Here is a 19,987-nt window from a genome sequence, read left to right as displayed (position 1 = left end):
TCCGTAGGTGTGAGCGAGTCTGGCGAATCTTTCAACGAGCGCATCCGCAAACGGTGGTCCAGGCGGGCCGCGGACCGGCCGGACGGGACTTTTGGACCTGTTCCGGCCGATATGGGGGCCGACGCGACGCCTCCACCGTCCGACCAGGGCACCCCGGCGGGGCGAGCCCGACTGCTCTACGAGCGGGCCACCGAGGCCTATCGCGACGGCGATGTCGCAATGGTCGAACAATTGGCCGATCTCATCCCCGAGGGCCCCGAAAGTGAGCCCTATCGCACTTTCGCGCGGGTCCAGGCGCTGGAGGCGCACGCGGACGACGCCGCCGCGGCGGCGGTCGCGCGGGCCTATCTGGACCGCATCGGTCCGAGCCATCCCGCCTGGGACACCGGTCGCGCGTTGTTCGGCGAGGTGATGGTGCAGGCGCTCATCATGGGCACGGTGCCGCTCGCGGACAACCTGGCCGCCGCCGAGGAGGCCCTGCGCAAGCCCGAGGACTCCTACCGGCACCCGTCGGGCGCGACCATCCGCTTCGAGTCCGAGGACGAGGAGCCGCTGCTGATGGTGCTGCACGGAAATGCGACGAAGGCGGTACGAGCCGCCAAACGCCTCGTCGCGACGGAAAAGCGGTCGTCTCGCGCCGGTCACGCCGACGCCTTGTGCACGTTCGCCCTGTGTGTCTGCGCCGCGGGCGACATCACCGCCGCCCGCGCGGCGCTCGTGGAAGCGGAGGGGATTCTTCCGGGCCGTCCGCGCATCGCCGCGACCCGCGCCCGGGTGGAATCCAGCCCGGCCGCCACATTGCGCTCGGAAGATCGTTAAACCTCGACTTTCCCGAGCCTCGCCGAGAGGTTCGAACCCCGTTCGACCTGATCACCGGAATTCGATCTTGTTTATCGAAGATCGAATTCCGGTGATCTTTGTTTCGGTGATCATGTTTTTCCGATCTGTGACCCATCAGATCCACGAAACACTTTCCTTCGATTGATCGTTCGCGCCAGACTGCCGACGTTCCCACCTCGGGAATCAATGGCAAGTCCGCAACACCATCCCCATCCGCCGGCCCCCGACGACGTGGCGCCGGAAAAGCAGGAGGTGAGCGCGATCTTGACGACTCGGGCGCACGAGGACCTGGCCCAGGCCAGGCGCAGGCTCGACGATCTGGCACGCGCGGCGCGCGCGCTGCGCCGCACGCTCGGCGACACATACGGCGTTCGCAGACTCTGCGACGACGTGGAACGGGCTCGAACCAGTCTCGCCTTCCTGGCCGAGACGGTCGCCGAGAGCGAACCGGCGGACGCTCCCGTCCCGACGCCGGTCGAAGTGATGTCCGACCTGCCTTACGACCCGATCCTCTTCGCGGACGCGGACGACGAAGGTGTGGGCGGCATGCGTCCGCCCCACCGAACAGGAAGGTGACGTCTTGGCTACAGGGACGACGGGACCCGCCGGCAGCACCGGCACCAACGCGCCCGGCCGGGCCCAAATCCAGGCCCGGCATCTGCGCACGGACCGCTGGTGGCTCTCGCCGGCGGTGACGGTGGCCATCCTGTCCGCGTTCATCGTCTACTCGACCTGGCGCGCGTTCGCGAACGACGACTACTTCGCCGAGCCGTACGTGTCGCCGTTCTACTCGCCGTGTCTGGCATCCAAGTGCGACAGCATGCCGATGAGCGCCAACGCGCCGCTCTTCGGCGACTGGTGGGGGTTGTCCCCGGCGCTGCTGATCCTGATCTTCCCGCTGGGCTTCCGGCTGACCTGCTACTACTACCGCAAGGCCTACTACCGGGGGTTCTGGGCGTCGCCGTCGGCGTGCGCGGTCCCCGAGCCGCGCGGCAGGTACTCGGGCGAGACCCGGTTCCCGCTGATCATGCAGAACATCCACCGCTACTTCTTCTACTTCGCCGGCGTGGTGGCGGTGATCCTGTCCTGGGACGTGCTGATCGCCTTCCGCGACGAGCACGGCGCCTGGGGGCACATGGGGCTCGGCACCCTGGTGCTGCTCGCGAACGTCCTGCTGATCTGGGCGTACACGCTCTCCTGCCACTCGTGCCGACACATCGTCGGCGGCAAGCTCAAGCACTTCTCCAAGCACCCGGTGCGCTACCGCTTGTGGGGCTACGTCAGCAGGCTCAACGGCCGCCACATGGAACTGGCCTGGGCCTCGCTGTTCAGCGTCGCGCTGGCCGACCTGTACGTGTACCTGGTCGCGAGCAACGTCTTCGACGACCCCCGCTTCTTCTGAGCAACCGGCTCGCCCTCGGGCCGCGAAACCCTCCGCACCTGCCCGACCCCGTACATCTGCCCAGCCCAGTACAGGAGTTGCCCTCGTGTCCGAAGTGGAACGTCATTCGTACGACGTGGTCGTGATCGGCGCGGGCGGCGCCGGGTTGCGGGCCGCGATCGAGGCCCGCATGCGCGGCATGCGTACCGCCGTCGTCTGCAAGTCGCTGTTCGGCAAGGCCCACACGGTGATGGCCGAGGGCGGCATCGCCGCCTCGATGGGCAACGTGAACTCGCAGGACAGCTGGAAGGTGCACTTCCGCGACACGATGCGTGGCGGCAAGTTCCTCAACCACTGGCGGATGGCCGAACTGCATGCCAAGGAAGCACCCGACCGGGTCTGGGAGTTGGAGTCCTGGGGCGCGCTGTTCGACCGCACCGCGGATGGCCGGATCAGCCAGCGCAACTTCGGCGGCCACGAGTACCCGCGACTGGCGCACGTCGGCGACCGCACCGGGTTGGAACTGATCCGCACCCTGCAGCAGCAGATCGTCGCCCTGCAACAGCAGGACGAGCGCGAGTTCGGCGACCCCGAGGCGCGACTGAAGGTCTTTCAGGAGTGCACCATCACCCGCCTGTTGACCGTCCCGGACGCCGGTTCCGACACCGGCAACCGGATCACCGGCGCATTCGGCTACTGGCGCGAGTCGGGCCGCTTCACCGTCTTCGACGCACCGGCCGTCGTGCTCGCCACCGGCGGGATCGGCAAGGGCTTCAAGGTGACCTCGAACTCGTGGGAGTACACCGGCGACGGCCAGGCCCTCGCGCTGCTCGCGGGGGCGCCGCTGATCAACATGGAGTTCGTCCAGTTCCACCCGACCGGCATGGTCTGGCCACCGTCGGTGAAGGGCATCCTGGTCACCGAGTCGGTGCGCGGCGACGGCGGGGTCCTGCTCAACTCCGAGGGCAAGCGGTTCATGTTCGACTACATCCCGGACGTGTTCAAGGAGAAGTACGCCAAGTCCGAGGCCGAGGGCGACCGTTGGTACACCGACCAGGAGAACAACAAGCGCCCGCCCGAGCTGCTGCCCCGGGACGAGGTGGCGCGCGCGATCAACTCCGAGGTCAAGGCGGGCCGCGGCTCGCCGCACGGCGGGGTGTTCCTGACCGTGGTGGGCCGGATGGCGGGCGGCACCGAGGAGATCCGCCGCAAACTGCCTTCGATGTACCACCAGTTCAAGGAACTGGCCGACGTGGACATCACCGCCGAGGCGATGGAGGTCGGGCCCACCTGCCACTACGTGATGGGCGGGATCGCGGTGGACCCGGACACCGCGGCGACACCGGGCGTGCTCGGCCTGTACGCGGCCGGTGAGGTCGCCGGCGGCATGCACGGCAGCAATCGGCTCGGCGGCAACTCGCTGTCCGACCTGCTGGTGTTCGGCCGGCGCGCGGGCGAGCACGCGGCGCGCTACGCCGAGGGAATCGGCGAGGAGCGGCGCGAGGCCGCCGAGGCGCAGATCGACGCGGCCGCCGCCGAGGCTCTGGCCCCGTTCGCGGTGGAGAGCGCGGAGAACCCGTACACGGTCCACCAGGAGCTCCAGCAGACCATGAACGACCTGGTCGGCATCATCCGCCGGGAGGGCGAGATGACCGAGGCGCTGACCCGCCTGGAGGAGCTCAAGGCGCGCGCGGCCAAGGCCGGCGTGGAGGGCCATCGGCAGTACAACCCGGGCTGGCACCTGGCCCTGGACCTGCGGAACATGTTGCTGGTCTGCGAGTGCGTGGCGCGCTCGGCACTGGAACGCCGGGAGAGCCGGGGCGGGCACACCCGCGACGACTTCCCGGCGATGTCGGCCGAGTGGCGTCGGGTGGTGCTCGCGTGCTCGATCGTCGACCCGGACGCGGAACACCTGTCCGTGGCCCTGACCCGGAGCGAGGCCGTGCCGATGCGCGCCGACCTGCTCGAACTCTTCGAGCGCGACGAGCTGAAGAAGTATCTGACCGACGCAGAACTTCCCGGGGAGGACGGCTGATGTCCTACAAGGCGGACTTTCGCATCTGGCGCGGCGACGTCGACGGCGGCGAGCTGCGCGACTTCAAGGTCGAGGTGAACGAGGGCGAGGTCGTCCTCGACATCATCCACCGCCTCCAGGCCACCCAGGCCCCGGATCTCGCGGTGCGCTGGAACTGCAAGGCGGGCAAGTGCGGTTCGTGCAGCGCGGAGATCAACGGCCGCCCCCGGCTGCTGTGCATGACCCGGATGAGCACGTTCACGCCGGAGGAGGTGGTCACGGTCACCCCGATGCGCACGTTCCCGGTGATCCGCGACCTGGTCACCGACGTGTCGTTCAACTACGCCAAGGCCCGGCAGGTGCCCTCGTTCACCCCGCCTGCGGACCTGAAGCCGGGCGAGTACCGGATGCAGCAGGTCGACGTCGAGCGTTCGCAGGAGTTCCGCAAGTGCATCGAGTGCTTCCTGTGCCAGAACACCTGCCACGTCATCCGTGACTTCGAGGACAACAAGGCGGCCTTCTCCGGCCCCCGCTTCCTGATGCGGATCGCCGAGTTGGACATGCACCCCCTGGACGTCGCGGACCGACAAAAGGCCGCCCAGGAGGAGCACGGCCTGGGACTGTGCAACATCACCAAGTGTTGTACGGACGTGTGTCCCGAGAACATCCACATCACCGACAACGCGCTGATCCCGATGAAGGAGCGGGTGGCGGACCGCAAGTACGACCCGCTGGTGTGGCTGGGCAACAAGATCCGGCGGCGGGGGTCGGGGGACTGACACGGCGGGGCGGCCGGCGGTTCGGATTTGTGGGTCGTTCACGTCCGACACCGCTCCGCCGTCTACGGAACGTGATCACAGCCGGCCCCGCGTAGGCTTTCCGGCACCTTTTCGAGATGGCGAAAGGGCCGGGCTCGTCCGAGCCCGACCCTTTCGATCCGCACGCCCGACGCCCTGTGCAACGTCTGGTCGCGGGTCGGTCACACGTTGAAGCGGAACTCCACCACGTCGCCGTCCTGCATGATGTAGTCCTTGCCCTCCATGCGGGCCTTGCCCTTGGTGCGGGCCTCGGCGCGGCTGCCGGTTTCGACCAGGTCGTCGAAGCCGATCACCTCGGCCTTGATGAAGCCGCGCTGGAAGTCGGTGTGGATCACGCCGGCGGCCTCGGGGGCGGTGGCGCCCTTGGCGACCGTCCAGGCGCGGGCCTCCTTGGGGCCGGCCGTGAGGTAGGTCTGCAGACCCAGGGTGTCGAAGCCGACCCGGGCCAGGATCGACAGGCCGGACTCCTCCTGGCCCAGGCTCTGGAGCAGTTCCAAGGCCTCGGCCTCGTCCAGCTCGATCAGCTCGGACTCGATCTTGGCGTCCAGGAAGATCGCCTCGGCCGGTGCGACCAGCTCGCGCAGTTCGTTCTTGAGCTCCTCGTTGACCAGCTCGTCCTCGTCGACGTTGAAGACGTACAGGAACGGCTTGGCGGTGAGCAGGTGCAGCTCGCGCAGCGGCTCCGGGTCGAGGCCGGCGGCGAAGACCGTGGTGCCCGCCTCCAGCACCTCCTTGGCCTTCTCCACGGCGGCGGCCACCGCGACCTTGTCCTTCTGCAGGCGCGAGTCCTTCTGGAGGCGCGGCAGGACCTTCTCGATCGTCTGCAGGTCGGCCAGGATCAGCTCGGTCTCGATGATCTCCTTGTCGTCGGCCGGCGAGATCTTGCCGTCGACGTGCACCACGTCCGGGTCGGTGAAGACCCGGATGACCTGGCAGATCGCGTCCGACTCGCGGATGTTGGCGAGGAACTTGTTGCCCAGGCCCTCACCCTCGGAGGCGCCGCGCACGATGCCCGCGATGTCCACGAAGTCGACGGTCGCCGGGACCTTCTTGGCCGATCCGAAGATCTCGGCCAGCGTGTCCAGACGCGGGTCCGGCACGCCCACCACGCCCACGTTCGGCTCGATGGTCGCGAACGGGTAGTTCGCCGCGAGCACGTCGTTCTTGGTCAGGGCGTTGAAGAGCGTCGACTTGCCGACGTTGGGCAGGCCGACGATTCCGATGGTGAGCGACAACTGGATTCCCTGGCTTCTCGGCGATCGATGTGGCGCACTGCGGACATACAAGCGCCTGCGGAAAGTGTAGGTGGTGGCCTGTGGCCAGTAGCATCCCTGGTTTCGTACGACGGCCACTCAACGACGGGGACATCGATGAGCCGCACCTCGAACACCAGCCACAACCGCAGGCAGCTGATGGACGGCGTCCTGTGGGAGTCCAAGCCGATGCGGATCCTGCTGCTCACCGCGTTCGTCCCGGTCGCGCTCGGCCTGTTCGACGTGGCCGGCCTCGGGCTGCCGACCGTCGTGGCCTTCGCGCTCTACGGCGGGCTCGGCCTCTTCGTCCTGCTCGGCTTCGCGCTCTACCAGTACCGCAAGTTGTCGATCGGGCCCAATGGTCTGGTTTTCCACGGCCTGTTCCGTACCCGCGGCCTGCGTTGGGAGGAGATCGCCGCGGTCGAGGTCAAGCTCAAGGTCAACGGCGGGGACACGCCCTGCTACGCGGTCGTGCGCTGCGGGATGCGCGCCGGTGGCCGGAAGCAGCACACGATCAACTTCCTGGACAAGCGGATGTTGCCCTATCTGGCCGTGGACCTGCGTTGGTACGCGGCGTCCCGCGGCATCCCGGTCCAGGTCAAGAGCACCGACGAGGTGGTCCGCGCGGTGGAGCTGGTGGAAAGCGGCGCCCAGGTGTGACCTCCGGCCCCGGGACCCGGAACGGGCCCACGACCCGACCTCGGCCCCGAACCCGGCTCCGGCCGCCGACCGAGACCCGCCACGTCCGAACCCCCACGGCCGCCGTGCCCGCCCCGCCCCCGGCGGCCCCGTGCGCCCGTCGGCCGGAATTGCTCGCCCGAAACCGCCACCAATCCCGCCCGAACAAGCGTCCTCCCTGGTGAACCCCGAGGAATCGGGGCAGGAACGGATCGGTCGAGGACGAGGTGAGCGGCGACCGGGCGGACGGTTCGACACAGGCGGGGTGAGGTTTTTCGTGTTCTTGGACGGGTTTGACCGTGATGCGGCAATACCGTGTGTGGATGGAACAGCGCAGCCGAGCGGGAGCGCGTCCCGTACCGACCCGCAACCCACCGAAACGGCCTCCCGTGCCGGCACCCGGACGAGGTGAGGCCGTGCGCCGTCGACCCGACCCGTCCGCCCCGCCGCCCGCGACGCCGGCGGCCGGCCGCGAGTTGCCCCGGGGCCGGAACGGGAGCCACCCGGCCCGAGCACAGGGCCGACCGCGTCGGCCCGCCCCACCGCGCCGGGCGAACGGTGCCCCGGGCGGGTCGCGGATGTCCGGCAGCAGCCTGACCGCCGCGGGCGCGGCCGTGTTCGGCTTCGGCGGCACGCTGCTCGGCGGCCTCGTCGATCACCTGGCGACCGACGAACTCGGCTTCGTGTTCGGCCTCGCGTTCCTGCTCAGCTCGGTGTTCGTGGCCTGGAAGGTACGCACCCAGGACTGGATCGCCGCGATCATCACGCCCCCGATCGCGTTCGCCGCGACCGTCGTGCTCGTGAGCACGTTCCTGGGTGCCGACACCCAGGAGACCTATCTCTCCCGGGTGGGCCTGGACCTGATCACCGCGCTGTCCTTCAAGGCCGGCCTGCTGTGGGGCGGTACCGCCCTGGCCGGCGTCGTCGTCCTCGTCAAGCGCCGAGCGGCCGACCACCCCTGATCCGGGCGCGCCCCCGCCCATGACGCCGCAGGGCCCATCCGATCGCTCGGACGGGCCCACAGCACGACTTCTTCGGTTCTGCGATCCCGCGACGACCTCGCGACGCCCCACCCGACTCCGGTTCGCCCACCCCTCAGGTGTTGCGCAGATCCCGGCGCAGCTCCTGCGGCAGCGCGAACTGCAGCCGTTCCTCGACCGACCGGTGGATGTGCACGTCGGCGAAGCCGCGCTCGGCCAGCCACGCGAGCACGCCGTCCACGAGCACCTCGGGCACCGACGCGCCGGAGGTGACGCCGACCGTGCCGACCCCCTCCAGCCACTCGTCCTTCAGCTCTTCCGCGTAGTCCACCAGGTACGACGCCCGCGCGCCCGCCTCCAGTGCGACCTCGACCAGGCGCACCGAGTTGGACGAGTTGGTCGAGCCGACCACGATCACCAGGTCGGACTCGGCGGCGATCTGCTTCACCGCGACCTGGCGGTTCTGCGTCGCATAGCAGATGTCGTCGCTCGGCGGGTCCATCAGCAGCGGGAGCTTCTTGCGCAGCTCCTTGACCGTGGCGACGGTCTCGTCCACGGACAGCGTGGTCTGGGAGAGCCACGCCACCTTCGACGGGTCGCGCACCTCGACGTTCGCGACGCCCTCGGGGCCGTCCACCAGGTGGATGTGATCGGGCGCCTCACCGGCGGTGCCGATCACCTCCTCGTGACCCTCGTGGCCGATCAGGAGGATGTCGTAGCCCTCCTCGGCGAAGCGCACGGCCTCCTTGTGCACCTTGGTCACGAGCGGACACGTGGCGTCGATCGTGCGCAGCGAGCGGGCCGCCGCCTCCTCGTGCACCACGGGAGCCACACCGTGGGCGGAGAAGACGACCGTGGCGCCCTCGGGCACCTCCGCCGTCTCGTCCACGAAGATCGCGCCGCGCTTCTCCAGCGTCTCGACGACGTATTTGTTGTGCACGATCTGCTTGCGCACGTACACCGGCGCACCGTACAGATCGAGGGCCTTCTCGACGGTCTCGACGGCTCGGTCGACGCCCGCGCAGTACCCCCGGGGGGCGGCGAGCAGGACGCGGCTGGTTGACGACATGGATCCATCGTACGGGCGCTCCCGGGTGATCCACCCGGCTCCGCGCGGCATAGCGCACGTAATAGGGTCCTTTGTCGGAGCCGGCCCTCGAAGCGTCGCGCCTCCCGGGTCCCGATCCGTCAAGGCCACCGAGACGTCCCGGACCGGACCCGGCCCGCCCACGCCGTCCACGGGAAGACGTCGGATGCCCTTCAGCTCAGCGGAACGGCCCGGAAACGACACCTCCCGCCGATCGGAGCCCGCGAAGCGGCGCCGGGTCAGCTGGGACCTCCTGCGGGTGGCGTTCGTGGCGCTGGTGCTGCTGTTCCACGGCACCTACCTGGCCCGGCAGTGGCACCCCGAACTGGTCGCCCGCCCGTTCGTCTTTCCGTACCAGTTGGGCGCGAGCCTGCTCCTGGTGGTCTCCGGCTACTTCGCCGCGGTCTCGCTGCGCAGGGGCGACGTGGTCCGCTGGTGGGTCGGCCGGATGGCGCGCATGTTGCCCGCCTTCTTCGTCGGCGTACTGGGTACCTCGCTGTTCCTGCGGCTGTGCGCACCCCCGGGGTGGTACGCGCCGAGCCTGCCCGACGTGCTCGCCAATCTGGCCATGTTGTGGAACTGGAAACCGCAGTCGTACACCTATGTGGACGCGGCCTATTGGACGATTCCGCTGCAACTGTTGTGGTTCACCGCGATCTTCGCGCTGTGGCGCGCACGGCGGGTGCACGGCGACGCGACGGTGCGCACGCTGTGGCTGGTGGTGTGCCTGGAACTGGTCCTGCTACCGCCCCGGTTGCACCTGCAGTCGGAGGCGTTCCGCACCCTCTACGACGGGTTCGGGCTGTACCGCGTGCACCTGTTCGTGGCGGGCATCGCCGTGCAGTTGTGGTCGCGGCGCCGGATCCGCGGCCCGCATGCGGTGTTCCTGCTCGGCGCGTGCGCGTTCGTCCACCTGTGCCAGACCCGGCACCCGTCCTGGACGGTCGGGCTGGTGCTGGGCATCGGCGCGATCTGCGTCGCGGCCCTGGGCCCGGACTGGGACCGGTTCCTGCCCGCGTGGGTGGCCCGGCTCGCACAGTGGACGGCCGGCATCACGTACGCGATGTATCTGGTGCACCAGTCGATCGGCTATGTGGTGATGCGCCGGCTCCAGGACCACGGCGTGGGCGCGACGGGTCAGCTGCTCGCGCTGGGTGTACTGGCCGTGCTGCTCGGCTGGCTGCTCACGGTGCTGGTGGAGCGCCCCGCGCATCGCGCGATCATGCGCGGCTTCGACCGATTGCGGCCGACCGCCTGAGCGGCGACGGGCCGGCGCTCGGCGGCAGTGTGTGCGGCGGAGCGAGTGTCAGAGCCGGTACCTGGAGAAGAACGCCCACATCAGTTCATTGGCCGAGACCTCCTGGTTGATCCGGCCGAACCCGCGCACCTCGGTGCCCGCCGCGCCCGGCCAGGTGTGTCCCGCGTCGGACTGCGTGTACAGGACAACCGCCGCGCCGCCCGCACAGCCGGTGTACGCGGTGCGCTCGACGTGGCGGGACACGCGCGTACGCACCGGCGTGCTCGGGCAGTCGTCGATCGCGGCCCAGCGCCGCACCGCGTCGGTCACCGGGTAGGTCCAGCGCGACGCGATCCCGCCCTCGTAGGGGTTGGCCTGGTCGGCCAGGCCGTGCAGGGTCAGCACCGGGACCGGTCGGATCGGTCGGCACGGCGCCGGCCGGGCGCCGTCGGTGCCGTCCGCACGCAGACCCGCGACCGGGGCGATGGCCGCTATCCGCCGACTGAGCGTGCAGCCCAGCAGCGAGGTCATCCGGGCGCCGCCGGAGAACCCGGTCGCGTACACACGCCGATCGTCCAGGCACAACGAGCGGTCCAGCGCGTCCAGCGTGGCGCCGACGAAGCCGACCTCGTCCCGGCCGCCGACCGCGGCCGGGTGTCCGCCGTACAGCGGCACGCCGGGGATGTTCCAGGCCCGCCCGCCGGTCGAGCCCGGATAGCCCAGGCCGCCCTCCGGGACCGCGACCACGAAGCCGTAGCGCTCGGCGGACGCGCCCATGCCGGTGATCGCCATCTGCGCCGTGCCGGTGCTGTTGCTGCCGTGCAGGTTGAGCACCAGCGGTTGCGGATCCGCGCCGTCGTAACTCTGCGGGACGTACGCCTGGACCCGGTAGGTCTCGCCGGAGAAGGACACCGGGACGCTCACCCAGCCCTGTCGGTCCCGCCCGTTGCACCCGGTGTCCGCCGCGGCCGACCCGGTGGCGCCGGCCGGGTCGGCCTGGCGGGCGGTCAGCCGGGCCAGCGCGAACACCGCGAGCACCGCGGCGACCGCGGCGAACACCGCGAGCATCCGGGCCACCCGCAGGCCCGCGCACCGGGATCCCGCCACAGCCACCCCACCTCGTTCGGCGATCCGGGTCCGGATCCGGTTCGTTTCGGGAACCATGCATTTCGGAAAACACACGTGTTTCGCAAGCATGTCCCCGAACTCAGACGTTCGCGAACCGTCAAAGGTTGCCGCATGCGACGACCGCTCGGCACGTAGAGTTGTCCGCCATGACCGGGACCCGCATCGTCGTCGGCGCCGCGATCCTCCACCGAGGGCGCGTACTGGCCGCGTGCCGCAGCGCGCCGGCCGAGTTGGCGGGTGGTTGGGAGTTCCCCGGCGGCAAGGTCGAACCGGGCGAGAGCGAGTCCGCCGCGCTGGTGCGCGAGTGCCGCGAGGAGCTCGGCGCGACCGTGCGACCGGTTCGCCGACTGCCCGGGGCGTGGCCGCTCGCCCGGGGGTATGTACTGCACGTGTGGCTCGCCGACCTGGTCGCGGGCGAGCCCCGGGCGCTCCAGGATCACTCGGCGCTGCGCTGGCTGGGCCCGGACGAGATGTCCGACCTGGCCTGGCTGGCACCGGATCGCCCGGCGGCGGAACTGGTCGCCGTCGAGTTGGGCGGGCACGACGCACGGCAGGCACGGGAGCCGACAGCGCATTCGGGGGCGGTGCGGCCGCACCCGGGGGCCGGGCTTGAGAACGTGATCAACCGGGAAAACGGTCCGGAGTAGCAGCGACAAAGGGATCCGCCGTCCATGGAGCAGCGCCGACAAGCCGACCGGAATCCGGGGGACCCTGCCCGGCGATCCTCGGCGCCCGGATCCCTCTTCGAGCTCGTCCCGTCGGCCACGTGGGTGCTCGACGCCGACGGCCGGATCGTGATGTGGAGCGCCGCCGCCGAGCAGCTGTTCGGCTACCGGCGCGAGGACATCCTCGGCGCCCGCGCGGTCGACCTGGTGCATCCGCCGTTCACCGCCGCGCAGGAGGCGGCCACCCAGCAGGCGGTCGCGGGCGCGGACGTCTTCGCCGGCCTGTACACGATGCGCCGCGGCGACGGCACGCTGTGCACGGTCGAGTCGCGCGCGGCCTTCGCCGAGGACCTGGCCGGGAACCGCTACGTCCTGATCACCTCGATGGACTCGACGGTGGTGCGCAAGGTCGAGGCCGACCTGGCGATCCGCGAGGCGCTGTTCGACCAGTCGCCGATCGGGGTGGGCATCTTCGACGCCGACCTGCGCTACGTCGCGGTCAACGACGCGCTCGCCGCGATCAACCGGATCCCCGCCGAGGAGCACATCGGGCGCCGGCTCGAAGAGGTCCGTCCCGGGATGGACACCGAGCGGGTGCGCACGATCCAACAGCGCGTCCTGGAGACCGGCGAGCCCGTGGTCGACTCGCGGATCTTCGGCCCGATCCCCACCGACGGCAGCCCGCGCACCGTGTGGTCGATGTCGTACAACCGCCTGGAGGCGCCCGGCGGCCGGATCCTGGGCATCAGTTGCTCGCTGATCGACGTGACCGAGCGGCACTACGCGATGGTCAAGGTGGACGCCGCGCGCAAGCGCCTCGCGCTGCTGAACGAGGCCGGCACCCGGCTCGGCGCCACGTTGGACATCCCCCGGATCGCCGAGGAGCTGACCGCGTCGGTGGTGCCCGGCTTCGCCGATCTGGCCGCCGTGGACCTGCTGGAGGCGATCGTCCGGGGCGAGGAGATCCCACCCGGCGCGCACGCCGAGAAGGCCCGGCTGCAACGGGTCGCCTCACGCGGCGCGCGCCCGGGGCGGTACACCGACGAACTGCTCCGCCAGGGCAGCACGCTGGTCTACGCGGCCGACTCGACGTTCGGCCGCTGCCTGCGCACGGGCGGCTCGTACCTGATGCGCAACGTGCAGGACGACATGTACGACGAGCTGATCCACGACCCGGGCCGGGCCGAGGCCGCCCGCGCACTGGGCCTGCACACGATGATCGTGGTCCCGCTCAGCGCCCGCGGGGTGGTGCTGGGCACGATGTTGCTCGGGCGCGGCGAGGGCCGGCCGGCGTTCGACCCGGACGACCTCACGCTCGCCACCGAACTGGGCGCGCGAGCGGCCGTGTCGGTGGACAACGCACGGCTGTACCACCACCAGCGGGAGACCGCGGTGATGCTCCAGCGGAGCCTGTTGCCGCAGAACCTGCCGGAGTTGCCGGGCATCTCGGTCGCGCACCGCTACCTGCCGGGCAGCTCGGTGACCGAGGTGGGCGGCGACTGGTACGACGTGATCCCGCTGTCGGGCGGGCGGATCGGGCTCGTGGTCGGCGACGTGATGGGGCACGGTGTGCACGCGGCGGCGGTGATGGGCCAGCTGCGCACCGCGGTGCGCACGCTCGCAGGCCTGGAACTGCCGCCGGCCGAGGTGCTCGGGCACCTGGACGACATCGTGGTGGGGCTCGGCGAGTTGCACTACGCGACGTGTGTCTACGTGGTCTACGACCCGGTGGCGCGCACCTGCGAGTTCGCCAGCGCGGGCCACATGCCGCCGGTGCTGGTGCCGACGGGCGGGCGACCGCGCGTGATCGACAACCCGCCCGGCACGGTGCTGGGCGTGGGCGGCATCGGCTTCGAGCAGGGCGATTTCGCGGTCGAGTCGGGCAGCACGCTGGTGCTGTACACCGACGGCCTGGTGGAGACCCGGGACCGCTCCCTCGACGTGGGCATCAACCTGCTGTGCGATGCGATGGCGGGGCCGCCGGGCACACTGGAGCAGGTGGCCGACAAGATCCTGGCCGACGTGCACGAGGAGCCCGGCTTCGACGACGTGGCCCTGCTCGTGGCCCGCCTGGACGCGCTCGCCGAGGACTCGGTGGCGTCCTGGTGGCTGCCGGCCGAACCCGCCGTGGTCTCCCGCGCCCGGGAACTCGGCCGCAAGACCCTCTCCGAGTGGGGCCTGGACGCCCTGATCGACATCACCGAGCTGCTGGTCAGCGAACTGGTCACGAACGCACTTCGGTACGGCGCCGGCCCGATCCGACTCCGCCTGCTGCGCGGTCGGGCGCTCCTGTGCGAGGTCGCCGACGCGGGCACCACGCTGCCACGGATGCGCGAGGCGGAGGACACCGACGAGGGCGGCCGCGGCCTCCAACTGGTCAACCAACTCGCGGAACGCTGGGGCAGCCGAAAATCCGGCCACGGCAAGACGGTCTGGTTCGAACTGCCGCTGCCGGAGTAGGGGCCGCGCCGGGGTCGAACCGGGGCTCGGATTCACCGCCGACACGTCACCCCTGTGGGTCGCTCATCGATCTTCCGGCATGTCCCGATCCCCGCCACCAGGCGTCGCCAAAGCGAATCAGTGGGTTAGCATCGGGCTCGATCGGGGGGTCGGCGCAAGGGAGTTCGCCAGCGTCGGGGTCGCCGCGGAGTCGCGCGAGGGAGCCGGAACGTACCGATGCCTTATACAGCCGAGATCAGTCGGACCAATCCCGGGTGCTTTCTCTTTCTGGTCGATCAGTCGGCGTCGATGAGTGACTCCATCGGCGGTGACGCGACCGGGCGGCGTGCCGACGTCGTGTCGGACGCGATCAATCGGCTTCTGACCGAGTTGTCCGTCAAGTGCGCCAAGGAAGAGGGCGTGCGCGACTACTTTCACGTAGGTCTGATCGGCTATGGCCACGTCCATGTCGGGTCGGCGTTCGGAGGACCGCTCGCCGGGCGCGATCTCGTCCCGTTGAGCGAGGTGGCGAACGGTCCGGCACGAATCGAGAGCCGGACCAAGAAGATCCCGGACGGCGCCGGTGGTCTGGTCGAGAGCACCGTGCGGTTCCCGGTCTGGCTGGACCCGGTGGCGAACGGCGGCACGCCGATGACGCAGGCCCTCGCACACGCCGAGCGGCTGGTGGGTCGCTGGGTAGCCGAACATCCGGGCGGCTTCCCGCCGATCGTGCTCAATTTGACCGATGGCGAGTCCACGGACGGCGATCCGACGGCGGCCGCCGGCTCGTTGGCCTCGCATTTCACCGCCGACGGCTCGGCGCTGCTGTTCAATCTGCACGTCTCGGGTACCGACGGCCGAGCGGTGACCTTCCCGGACAGCGACCAGGGGCTGCCGGACGACTACGCGAAGCTGTTGTTCGGCATGTCCAGTGTGCTGCCGGGCCACATGCGCTCGTACGCGGCTTCCCAGGGCCATCGGATCGGCGAGGCGGCCCGTGGCTTCGTCTACAACGCGGACATCACCTCCATCGTCGAGTTCCTCGACATCGGCACCCGAGCAACGGAACTGCGCTGACCGGGCGCGCACTCCTGGTGCCTCCCGGGTCGGCGCCTGTGGAGATACGGACTTTCCTGGTCCCCAAGACCGGCAGCAGCGACACCGAGTGCGAGGACGCGGTGTGCGTCTGGTCCGCCGACGACGCGAGTGTCGGTCATTTCGCGGCGGTCTGCGACGGGGCGTCGGAGAGTCTTTTGGCCGGCGCGTGGGCCCGCGTGCTCGCGGGCGACGCGATCGAGTCGATGAGCCTCGCGGACCGCTGGTGGGAACATGTGGGGCTGTTCGCCGAAGACTTGGTATCCCGGGCCGGTCGGCACTGGGACACGTTCCTCGCCGACTATCAGGCCGATCGCACGGCCCGGGGCCGACCCATCGAGTGGTACGAACAACCCGGCCTGGACAAGGGCGCGTTCGCCACTGTGCTGGCCGTGCAACTGATCCCGCGCGGGCACGGCTGGACCTGGCGGGCCTTCGCCTTGGGCGACAGTTGTCTGTTTCAGCTTCGGGACCACGCCGTACTGCGCTCGTTCCCGATCCAGGATCCGGCGGCCTTCGGCACCACGCCGGCGCTGCTCGGCAGCCGAAACCGGGATGGCGTGCTCGTCGCCGACCGGCTCGAGCTGAACCGGGGTCGGGTCCGCCCCGGCGATGAACTGCTCCTGGTCACCGATGCGTTGGCAGCGTGGTTGCTCACCCCGGACGGTGGATCCGAAGCGAGTCTGCGGGGCCTGGCGGCGGTGTCCGAGCTGGGCGTGGACGACTTCGCCGAGTGGGTCGTGGATCAACGCGTCCGCGGCCGGATGCGCAACGACGACGTGGCCATGGTCCGGCTGCGGGTCGAGGCGGCGCGCTGATGGCGGGTGCTGCGGCCGGCGGGCCGAGGGCCGGCCGGCGATTCCCCACCGGCGGGAACTACGTGGAGGCACTCCAGCACCCCGACCTGTGCTTTCGCGACCCGGATCTGCGACACGGGACGGTGCAGCAGAGTGCGGTATTGGGCCCTCGGGCGATCTCGGGCAACTTCGCGAGCGTCTTCTCGGTGACCACGTCCGACGGTCGACGGTATGCGGTGAAGTGCTTCACCCGGGAGATCGAGGCTCAGGAGGTCCGCTACCGGGCGATCAGCGCCCACCTCGCGGGCTTGGACCCGACCGCGCTGTCCCAGCCGTGGCCGGTGGGCTTCGAGTACCTGCCCGACGGCGTCATGGTGAACGGCCGGTGGTATCCCGTCCTGAAGATGACCTGGGTCGACGGAATCGGATTGATCGACTGGGTCGACGATCACCGGCGGGATCGCACCGCGATGGCCGATCTCGCTCGGCGATTCGCCGCGCTGACCACGGACTTGGAGGCGCACGGCATCGGGCACGGCGACCTTCAGCACGGCAACCTGCTCGTCGCTGCCGACGGGACGTTCCGACTGGTCGACTACGACGGGATGTACGTCCCGGCACTGCGCGGGTACCTCGCCAATGAAAGCGGCCATCGCAATTACCAGTCGCCGAACCGGTCGGCGGCCGACTTCGGTCCCGCCATGGACCGGTTCTCCGCGTGGGTCGTCTACCTCGCGCTGGCCGCGACCGCTACGGATCCCGAGGTCTGGGAGCAACTGCACGACAGCAGAGGCGAGTACCTGCTCCTGAGCGAGCCGGATTTCGCCGATCCGACCGCCTCCTTCGCGTGGGCGACGCTGCTCGGTCATCGCGACCCTGCCCTGCGCGACCTCGCGATGCGGGTCCAGGCGCACCTGCGATCGGCTCCGGAGGTGATCCCCGCGCTCCGAGCCGAATCGGTGACGATCCCCGCTCCCCGCCCGGGTGGCGCGAGCGCTCCACGACCCGCGTCCGGCACCGCGAGCGCGCCGGGCGGCCACCCGCTGCCCGCGTGGGTGGCGGACCGGGTCGTGGCGCCCGCGGCCGGCAACGGCGCTGCCCGGCCGGCCGACCCGATACCGACCGGCGTCGGCTTCACCGGTCGCCGGCCGGGCGACCTGGTCGCCGCCGCGACCGCGATGCTGCTCGCACTCACTCCGATGCTGCTGCTCGTCCTCGGCCTCCTGTCCGCGCTGCTCGGAGCGATCACCGAAGTCGGGGCACTGGGCCTCGCGTTCGGCTGTGTCGAGGCGAGTCGCCGCCGCCGGGTCGAATCGCGCGCCGCGCGCCACCGGATCAGGACACTGCGCGTGCAGGCCGCCCCGCTTCGGGCCGCGGCCGTGCTGCTGCGCGATCTCGACTCGCGGGCCGAGCGATTGGACCACGAAGACCGGGATCGCGACGCCACCACCGCCGCCGCGTTGCGCAACCTGCACGCCGATCAGCAGCGCGAGCAGGACAAACTCGCCACAACTCTGCAACGACACCGGACCGACACCGAGGCCCGCCTACGCGGCCTGCCCGCCCGCGAGGCGACTCTGTTGGCCGAGGCGTCCCGCGCCCGGGTCGAGGCCGCCGTCCGGGAAGCCCTCCGCAATGTCTCGATCCGCGACGCCGAGAACCTGACCAACATGGGAACCAAGACGGTGGGAGCCCTGGTGCAGGCGGGCATCCGGACCGCAGCCGACTTCACCGGCGTCAGGTATGCGAGCGGTGGCAGCTACAACACGGTGACGGCCGAGTTTCGGCTGGCCGGCGGCCGGTACGTCCGGGTGCACGGGATCGGCGAGACCCGGGCACGGACGCTCGAAACCTGGCGCGACGGCCTGGCCGCGCGAGCCCGTCGAGCCGCCGAAAAGGCGGTCGACCCGAGCATTCGCGCCCATGTGCGGGACCGGATCGCCACCGAGCGCGCCACGCTGAAGCGTGGGCTCCAAGAGGCCGAGGCCAGGAACGCGCAGGCGCGGACCGCACTACTCGAACGGATCACGGCCGAGCGGGTACGACTCACCGACGCGCGGGAGGCCGGGCGGGTGGACACCGATCTTCGGCGGACCGGCATCCGCCGGGAGCGGGTTCGACACCAGGGTTCGGTGGACGCGCTGGAGCGGTTGGCCGCCGTGTTGGCGAGTGAGCGGGACGCGGCCCGGTACGGGCTCGGTCGACGACGCTATGTGGGCTTCGTGCTTCGGGGACGCTGATCCGTTCGGGGGCGGCGGTGGTCGAGGCGCCGGGGCGGGAGCCGGGGCGGTTAGCCTCTGGGGATGGCTCTTACGACTTCTGCGGATGCGCCCCTGCCCGTGGCCGAGATTTCTCGGTTGATCGGGGGGTGGATCGATCGGCTCGGGGATGTGTGGGTCGAGGGGCAGATCACCCAGCTCAGTCGGCGGCCGGGGGCCGGGGTGGTGTTCATGACGCTGCGCGATGCCGAGCAGGACGTGTCGATCTCGGTGACCTGCTACCGGAAGGTGTTCGACGCGGTCGGCGACATCGTGACCGAGGGCTCGCGGGTGGTCGTGCACGCGAAGGCGGATTGGTACCGGGCGCGCGGGACGTTGTCGTTGCGGGCCGCGGAGATTCGGCCGGTGGGGATCGGCGAGTTGTTGGCGCGGTTGGAGCAGCTCAAGCGTGCGCTCACCGCCGAGGGGTTGTTCGATCCGCGACACAAGCAGCCGCTGCCGTTTCTGCCGCACCGGGTCGGGCTGGTCTGCGGGCGTGCCTCGGCCGCCGAGCGGGACGTGTTGGAGAACGCCAAACGGCGGTGGCCGGCCGTGCGGTTCGCGGTGCGCAACGTCGCGGTGCAGGGGGTCGCCGCGGTGTCCCAGGTGGTCGCGGCGATCCGCGAGTTGGACGCCGACCCGGACGTCGACCTGATCGTGGTGGCCCGGGGCGGCGGCAGTGTGGAGGATCTGTTGCCGTTCTCCAGCGAGGAGTTGGTGCGGGTCGTCTTCGCGTGTACGACACCGGTGGTGAGCGCGATCGGGCACGAGCCGGACTCACCGCTGCTGGACCTGGTGGCCGACTATCGGGCGTCCACGCCCACCGACGCCGCGAAACGGATCGTGCCGGACATCCGCGAGGAGCTGCATCGGGTGCACCAGGTGCGCGATCGCGGACGGCTCGCGCTGGGGGCCCGGCTCGATCGGGAGTACCAGGGCCTGCGAGCCGCCCGTTCGCGGCCGGTACTGGCCGATCCGCAGCGCATGGTGGACCTGCGCGCGGAGGAGGTGGCCGGGCTCGTGGATCGATCCCGGCGCACCCTGCGGCACCTCCTGGACCGCGCCGCGAGCGACCTCGTGCACACGCGCGCACGGGTCGTCGCGCTCTCCCCCGCGGCCACCCTGGAGCGCGGCTACGCGGTGTTGCAGCGGGCGGACGGGCACGCGGTCCGCGACCCCGCGGAGGTGGCGGCAGGCGACCGGCTGACCGCCCGCGTGGCGGCCGGACGCTTCGACGTGGTCGTCCCGAAGGAATGAAGGAACGAAGGACGGCAGGACGGCAGGACGGCGGGACGGCGGGACGGGCGGGAACGATCG

At 70.4% G+C, this 19,987-nt stretch carries 17 protein-coding genes; 14 read left to right on the top strand and 3 right to left on the bottom strand.

Annotated elements, in window-relative coordinates; translation table 11 throughout:
* The first annotated feature begins 9 nt into the window (after positions 1–9).
* From ACFZBU_RS29675 to ACFZBU_RS29655, 5 genes are all read left to right on the top strand, one after another.
* Positions 10–819: a hypothetical protein gene (locus ACFZBU_RS29675; protein ID WP_391586746.1), complete on the top strand. Its 810-nt coding sequence runs from the start codon at positions 10–12 to the stop codon at positions 817–819.
* Between the two features lie 273 nt (positions 820–1,092).
* Entirely contained in the window at positions 1,093–1,416 is a 324-nt protein-coding gene (locus ACFZBU_RS29670; protein ID WP_391586745.1) for a hypothetical protein, read from the top strand.
* 4 nt (positions 1,417–1,420) lie between these two features.
* Entirely contained in the window at positions 1,421–2,242 is an 822-nt protein-coding gene (locus tag ACFZBU_RS29665; RefSeq protein WP_391586744.1) for a hypothetical protein, read from the top strand.
* 85 nt (positions 2,243–2,327) lie between these two features.
* The gene (locus tag ACFZBU_RS29660; protein ID WP_391586743.1) at positions 2,328–4,256 is read left to right on the top strand and encodes a fumarate reductase/succinate dehydrogenase flavoprotein subunit; all 1,929 of its coding nucleotides are present in this window, start codon (positions 2,328–2,330) and stop codon (positions 4,254–4,256) included.
* Positions 4,256–5,014, top strand: a complete 759-nt coding sequence (locus ACFZBU_RS29655) for a succinate dehydrogenase/fumarate reductase iron-sulfur subunit (RefSeq protein WP_391586742.1) — start codon at positions 4,256–4,258, stop codon at positions 5,012–5,014. Before ACFZBU_RS29660 ends, ACFZBU_RS29655 begins: the two co-directional genes overlap by 1 nt.
* 200 nt (positions 5,015–5,214) lie before the next feature.
* Here the strand turns inward: ACFZBU_RS29655 and ychF are convergent, their stop codons facing one another.
* Positions 5,215–6,288: a redox-regulated ATPase YchF gene (gene ychF, locus ACFZBU_RS29650; RefSeq protein WP_391586741.1), complete on the bottom strand. Its 1,074-nt coding sequence runs from the start codon at positions 6,286–6,288 to the stop codon at positions 5,215–5,217.
* 135 nt (positions 6,289–6,423) lie between these two features.
* Between ychF and ACFZBU_RS29645 the strand changes: the two genes are divergently transcribed.
* Together ACFZBU_RS29645 and ACFZBU_RS29640 are read left to right on the top strand one after the other, a co-directional pair.
* Entirely contained in the window at positions 6,424–6,966 is a 543-nt protein-coding gene (locus tag ACFZBU_RS29645; RefSeq protein ID WP_391586740.1) for a hypothetical protein, read from the top strand.
* A gap of 596 nt (positions 6,967–7,562) precedes the next feature.
* On the top strand, positions 7,563–7,946 hold the full coding sequence (locus ACFZBU_RS29640) for a DUF6542 domain-containing protein (protein ID WP_391586739.1): 384 nt from the start codon (positions 7,563–7,565) through the stop codon (positions 7,944–7,946).
* A 133-nt stretch (positions 7,947–8,079) separates the two neighbouring features.
* Here the strand turns inward: ACFZBU_RS29640 and ACFZBU_RS29635 are convergent, their stop codons facing one another.
* Positions 8,080–9,033 (bottom strand): 4-hydroxy-3-methylbut-2-enyl diphosphate reductase, encoded by a 954-nt coding sequence (locus ACFZBU_RS29635; RefSeq protein WP_391586738.1) that lies wholly within the window; start codon positions 9,031–9,033, stop codon positions 8,080–8,082.
* 184 nt (positions 9,034–9,217) lie between these two features.
* Between ACFZBU_RS29635 and ACFZBU_RS29630 the strand changes: the two genes are divergently transcribed.
* Positions 9,218–10,309, top strand: a complete 1,092-nt coding sequence (locus ACFZBU_RS29630; protein ID WP_391586737.1) for an acyltransferase — start codon at positions 9,218–9,220, stop codon at positions 10,307–10,309.
* A 48-nt stretch (positions 10,310–10,357) separates the two neighbouring features.
* On the opposite strand, the gene ACFZBU_RS29625 is transcribed toward ACFZBU_RS29630, so the two are convergent.
* Positions 10,358–11,395, bottom strand: a complete 1,038-nt coding sequence (locus tag ACFZBU_RS29625; RefSeq protein ID WP_391586736.1) for an alpha/beta hydrolase family esterase — start codon at positions 11,393–11,395, stop codon at positions 10,358–10,360.
* Positions 11,396–11,562: 167 nt separating this feature from the next.
* Between ACFZBU_RS29625 and ACFZBU_RS29620 the strand changes: the two genes are divergently transcribed.
* The 6 genes from ACFZBU_RS29620 (at position 11,563) to xseA (ending at position 19,927) form a co-directional block, all read left to right on the top strand.
* On the top strand, positions 11,563–12,063 hold the full coding sequence (locus ACFZBU_RS29620; RefSeq protein WP_391586735.1) for a (deoxy)nucleoside triphosphate pyrophosphohydrolase: 501 nt from the start codon (positions 11,563–11,565) through the stop codon (positions 12,061–12,063).
* A gap of 24 nt (positions 12,064–12,087) precedes the next feature.
* A complete protein-coding gene (locus tag ACFZBU_RS29615; RefSeq protein WP_391586734.1) occupies positions 12,088–14,541 on the top strand; it encodes a SpoIIE family protein phosphatase in 2,454 nt (817 codons plus the stop codon).
* A 288-nt stretch (positions 14,542–14,829) separates the two neighbouring features.
* Positions 14,830–15,597, top strand: a complete 768-nt coding sequence (locus ACFZBU_RS29610) for a VWA domain-containing protein (RefSeq protein WP_391586733.1) — start codon at positions 14,830–14,832, stop codon at positions 15,595–15,597.
* A gap of 38 nt (positions 15,598–15,635) precedes the next feature.
* On the top strand, positions 15,636–16,433 hold the full coding sequence (locus tag ACFZBU_RS29605; RefSeq protein WP_391586732.1) for a protein phosphatase 2C domain-containing protein: 798 nt from the start codon (positions 15,636–15,638) through the stop codon (positions 16,431–16,433).
* Positions 16,433–18,652 (top strand): hypothetical protein, encoded by a 2,220-nt coding sequence (locus ACFZBU_RS29600; RefSeq protein WP_391586731.1) that lies wholly within the window; start codon positions 16,433–16,435, stop codon positions 18,650–18,652. Before ACFZBU_RS29605 ends, ACFZBU_RS29600 begins: the two co-directional genes overlap by 1 nt.
* A gap of 63 nt (positions 18,653–18,715) precedes the next feature.
* Positions 18,716–19,927, top strand: coding sequence for an exodeoxyribonuclease VII large subunit (gene xseA, locus ACFZBU_RS29595; RefSeq protein ID WP_391586730.1), 1,212 nt, complete (start codon positions 18,716–18,718; stop codon positions 19,925–19,927).
* The last annotated feature ends 60 nt before the right edge of the window (positions 19,928–19,987 follow it).

This window comes from Embleya sp. NPDC008237, from assembly GCF_042956465.1.
Taxonomy (GTDB): domain Bacteria; phylum Actinomycetota; class Actinomycetes; order Streptomycetales; family Streptomycetaceae; genus Embleya.
This window is presented reverse-complemented; position numbering and strand designations above follow the sequence as displayed.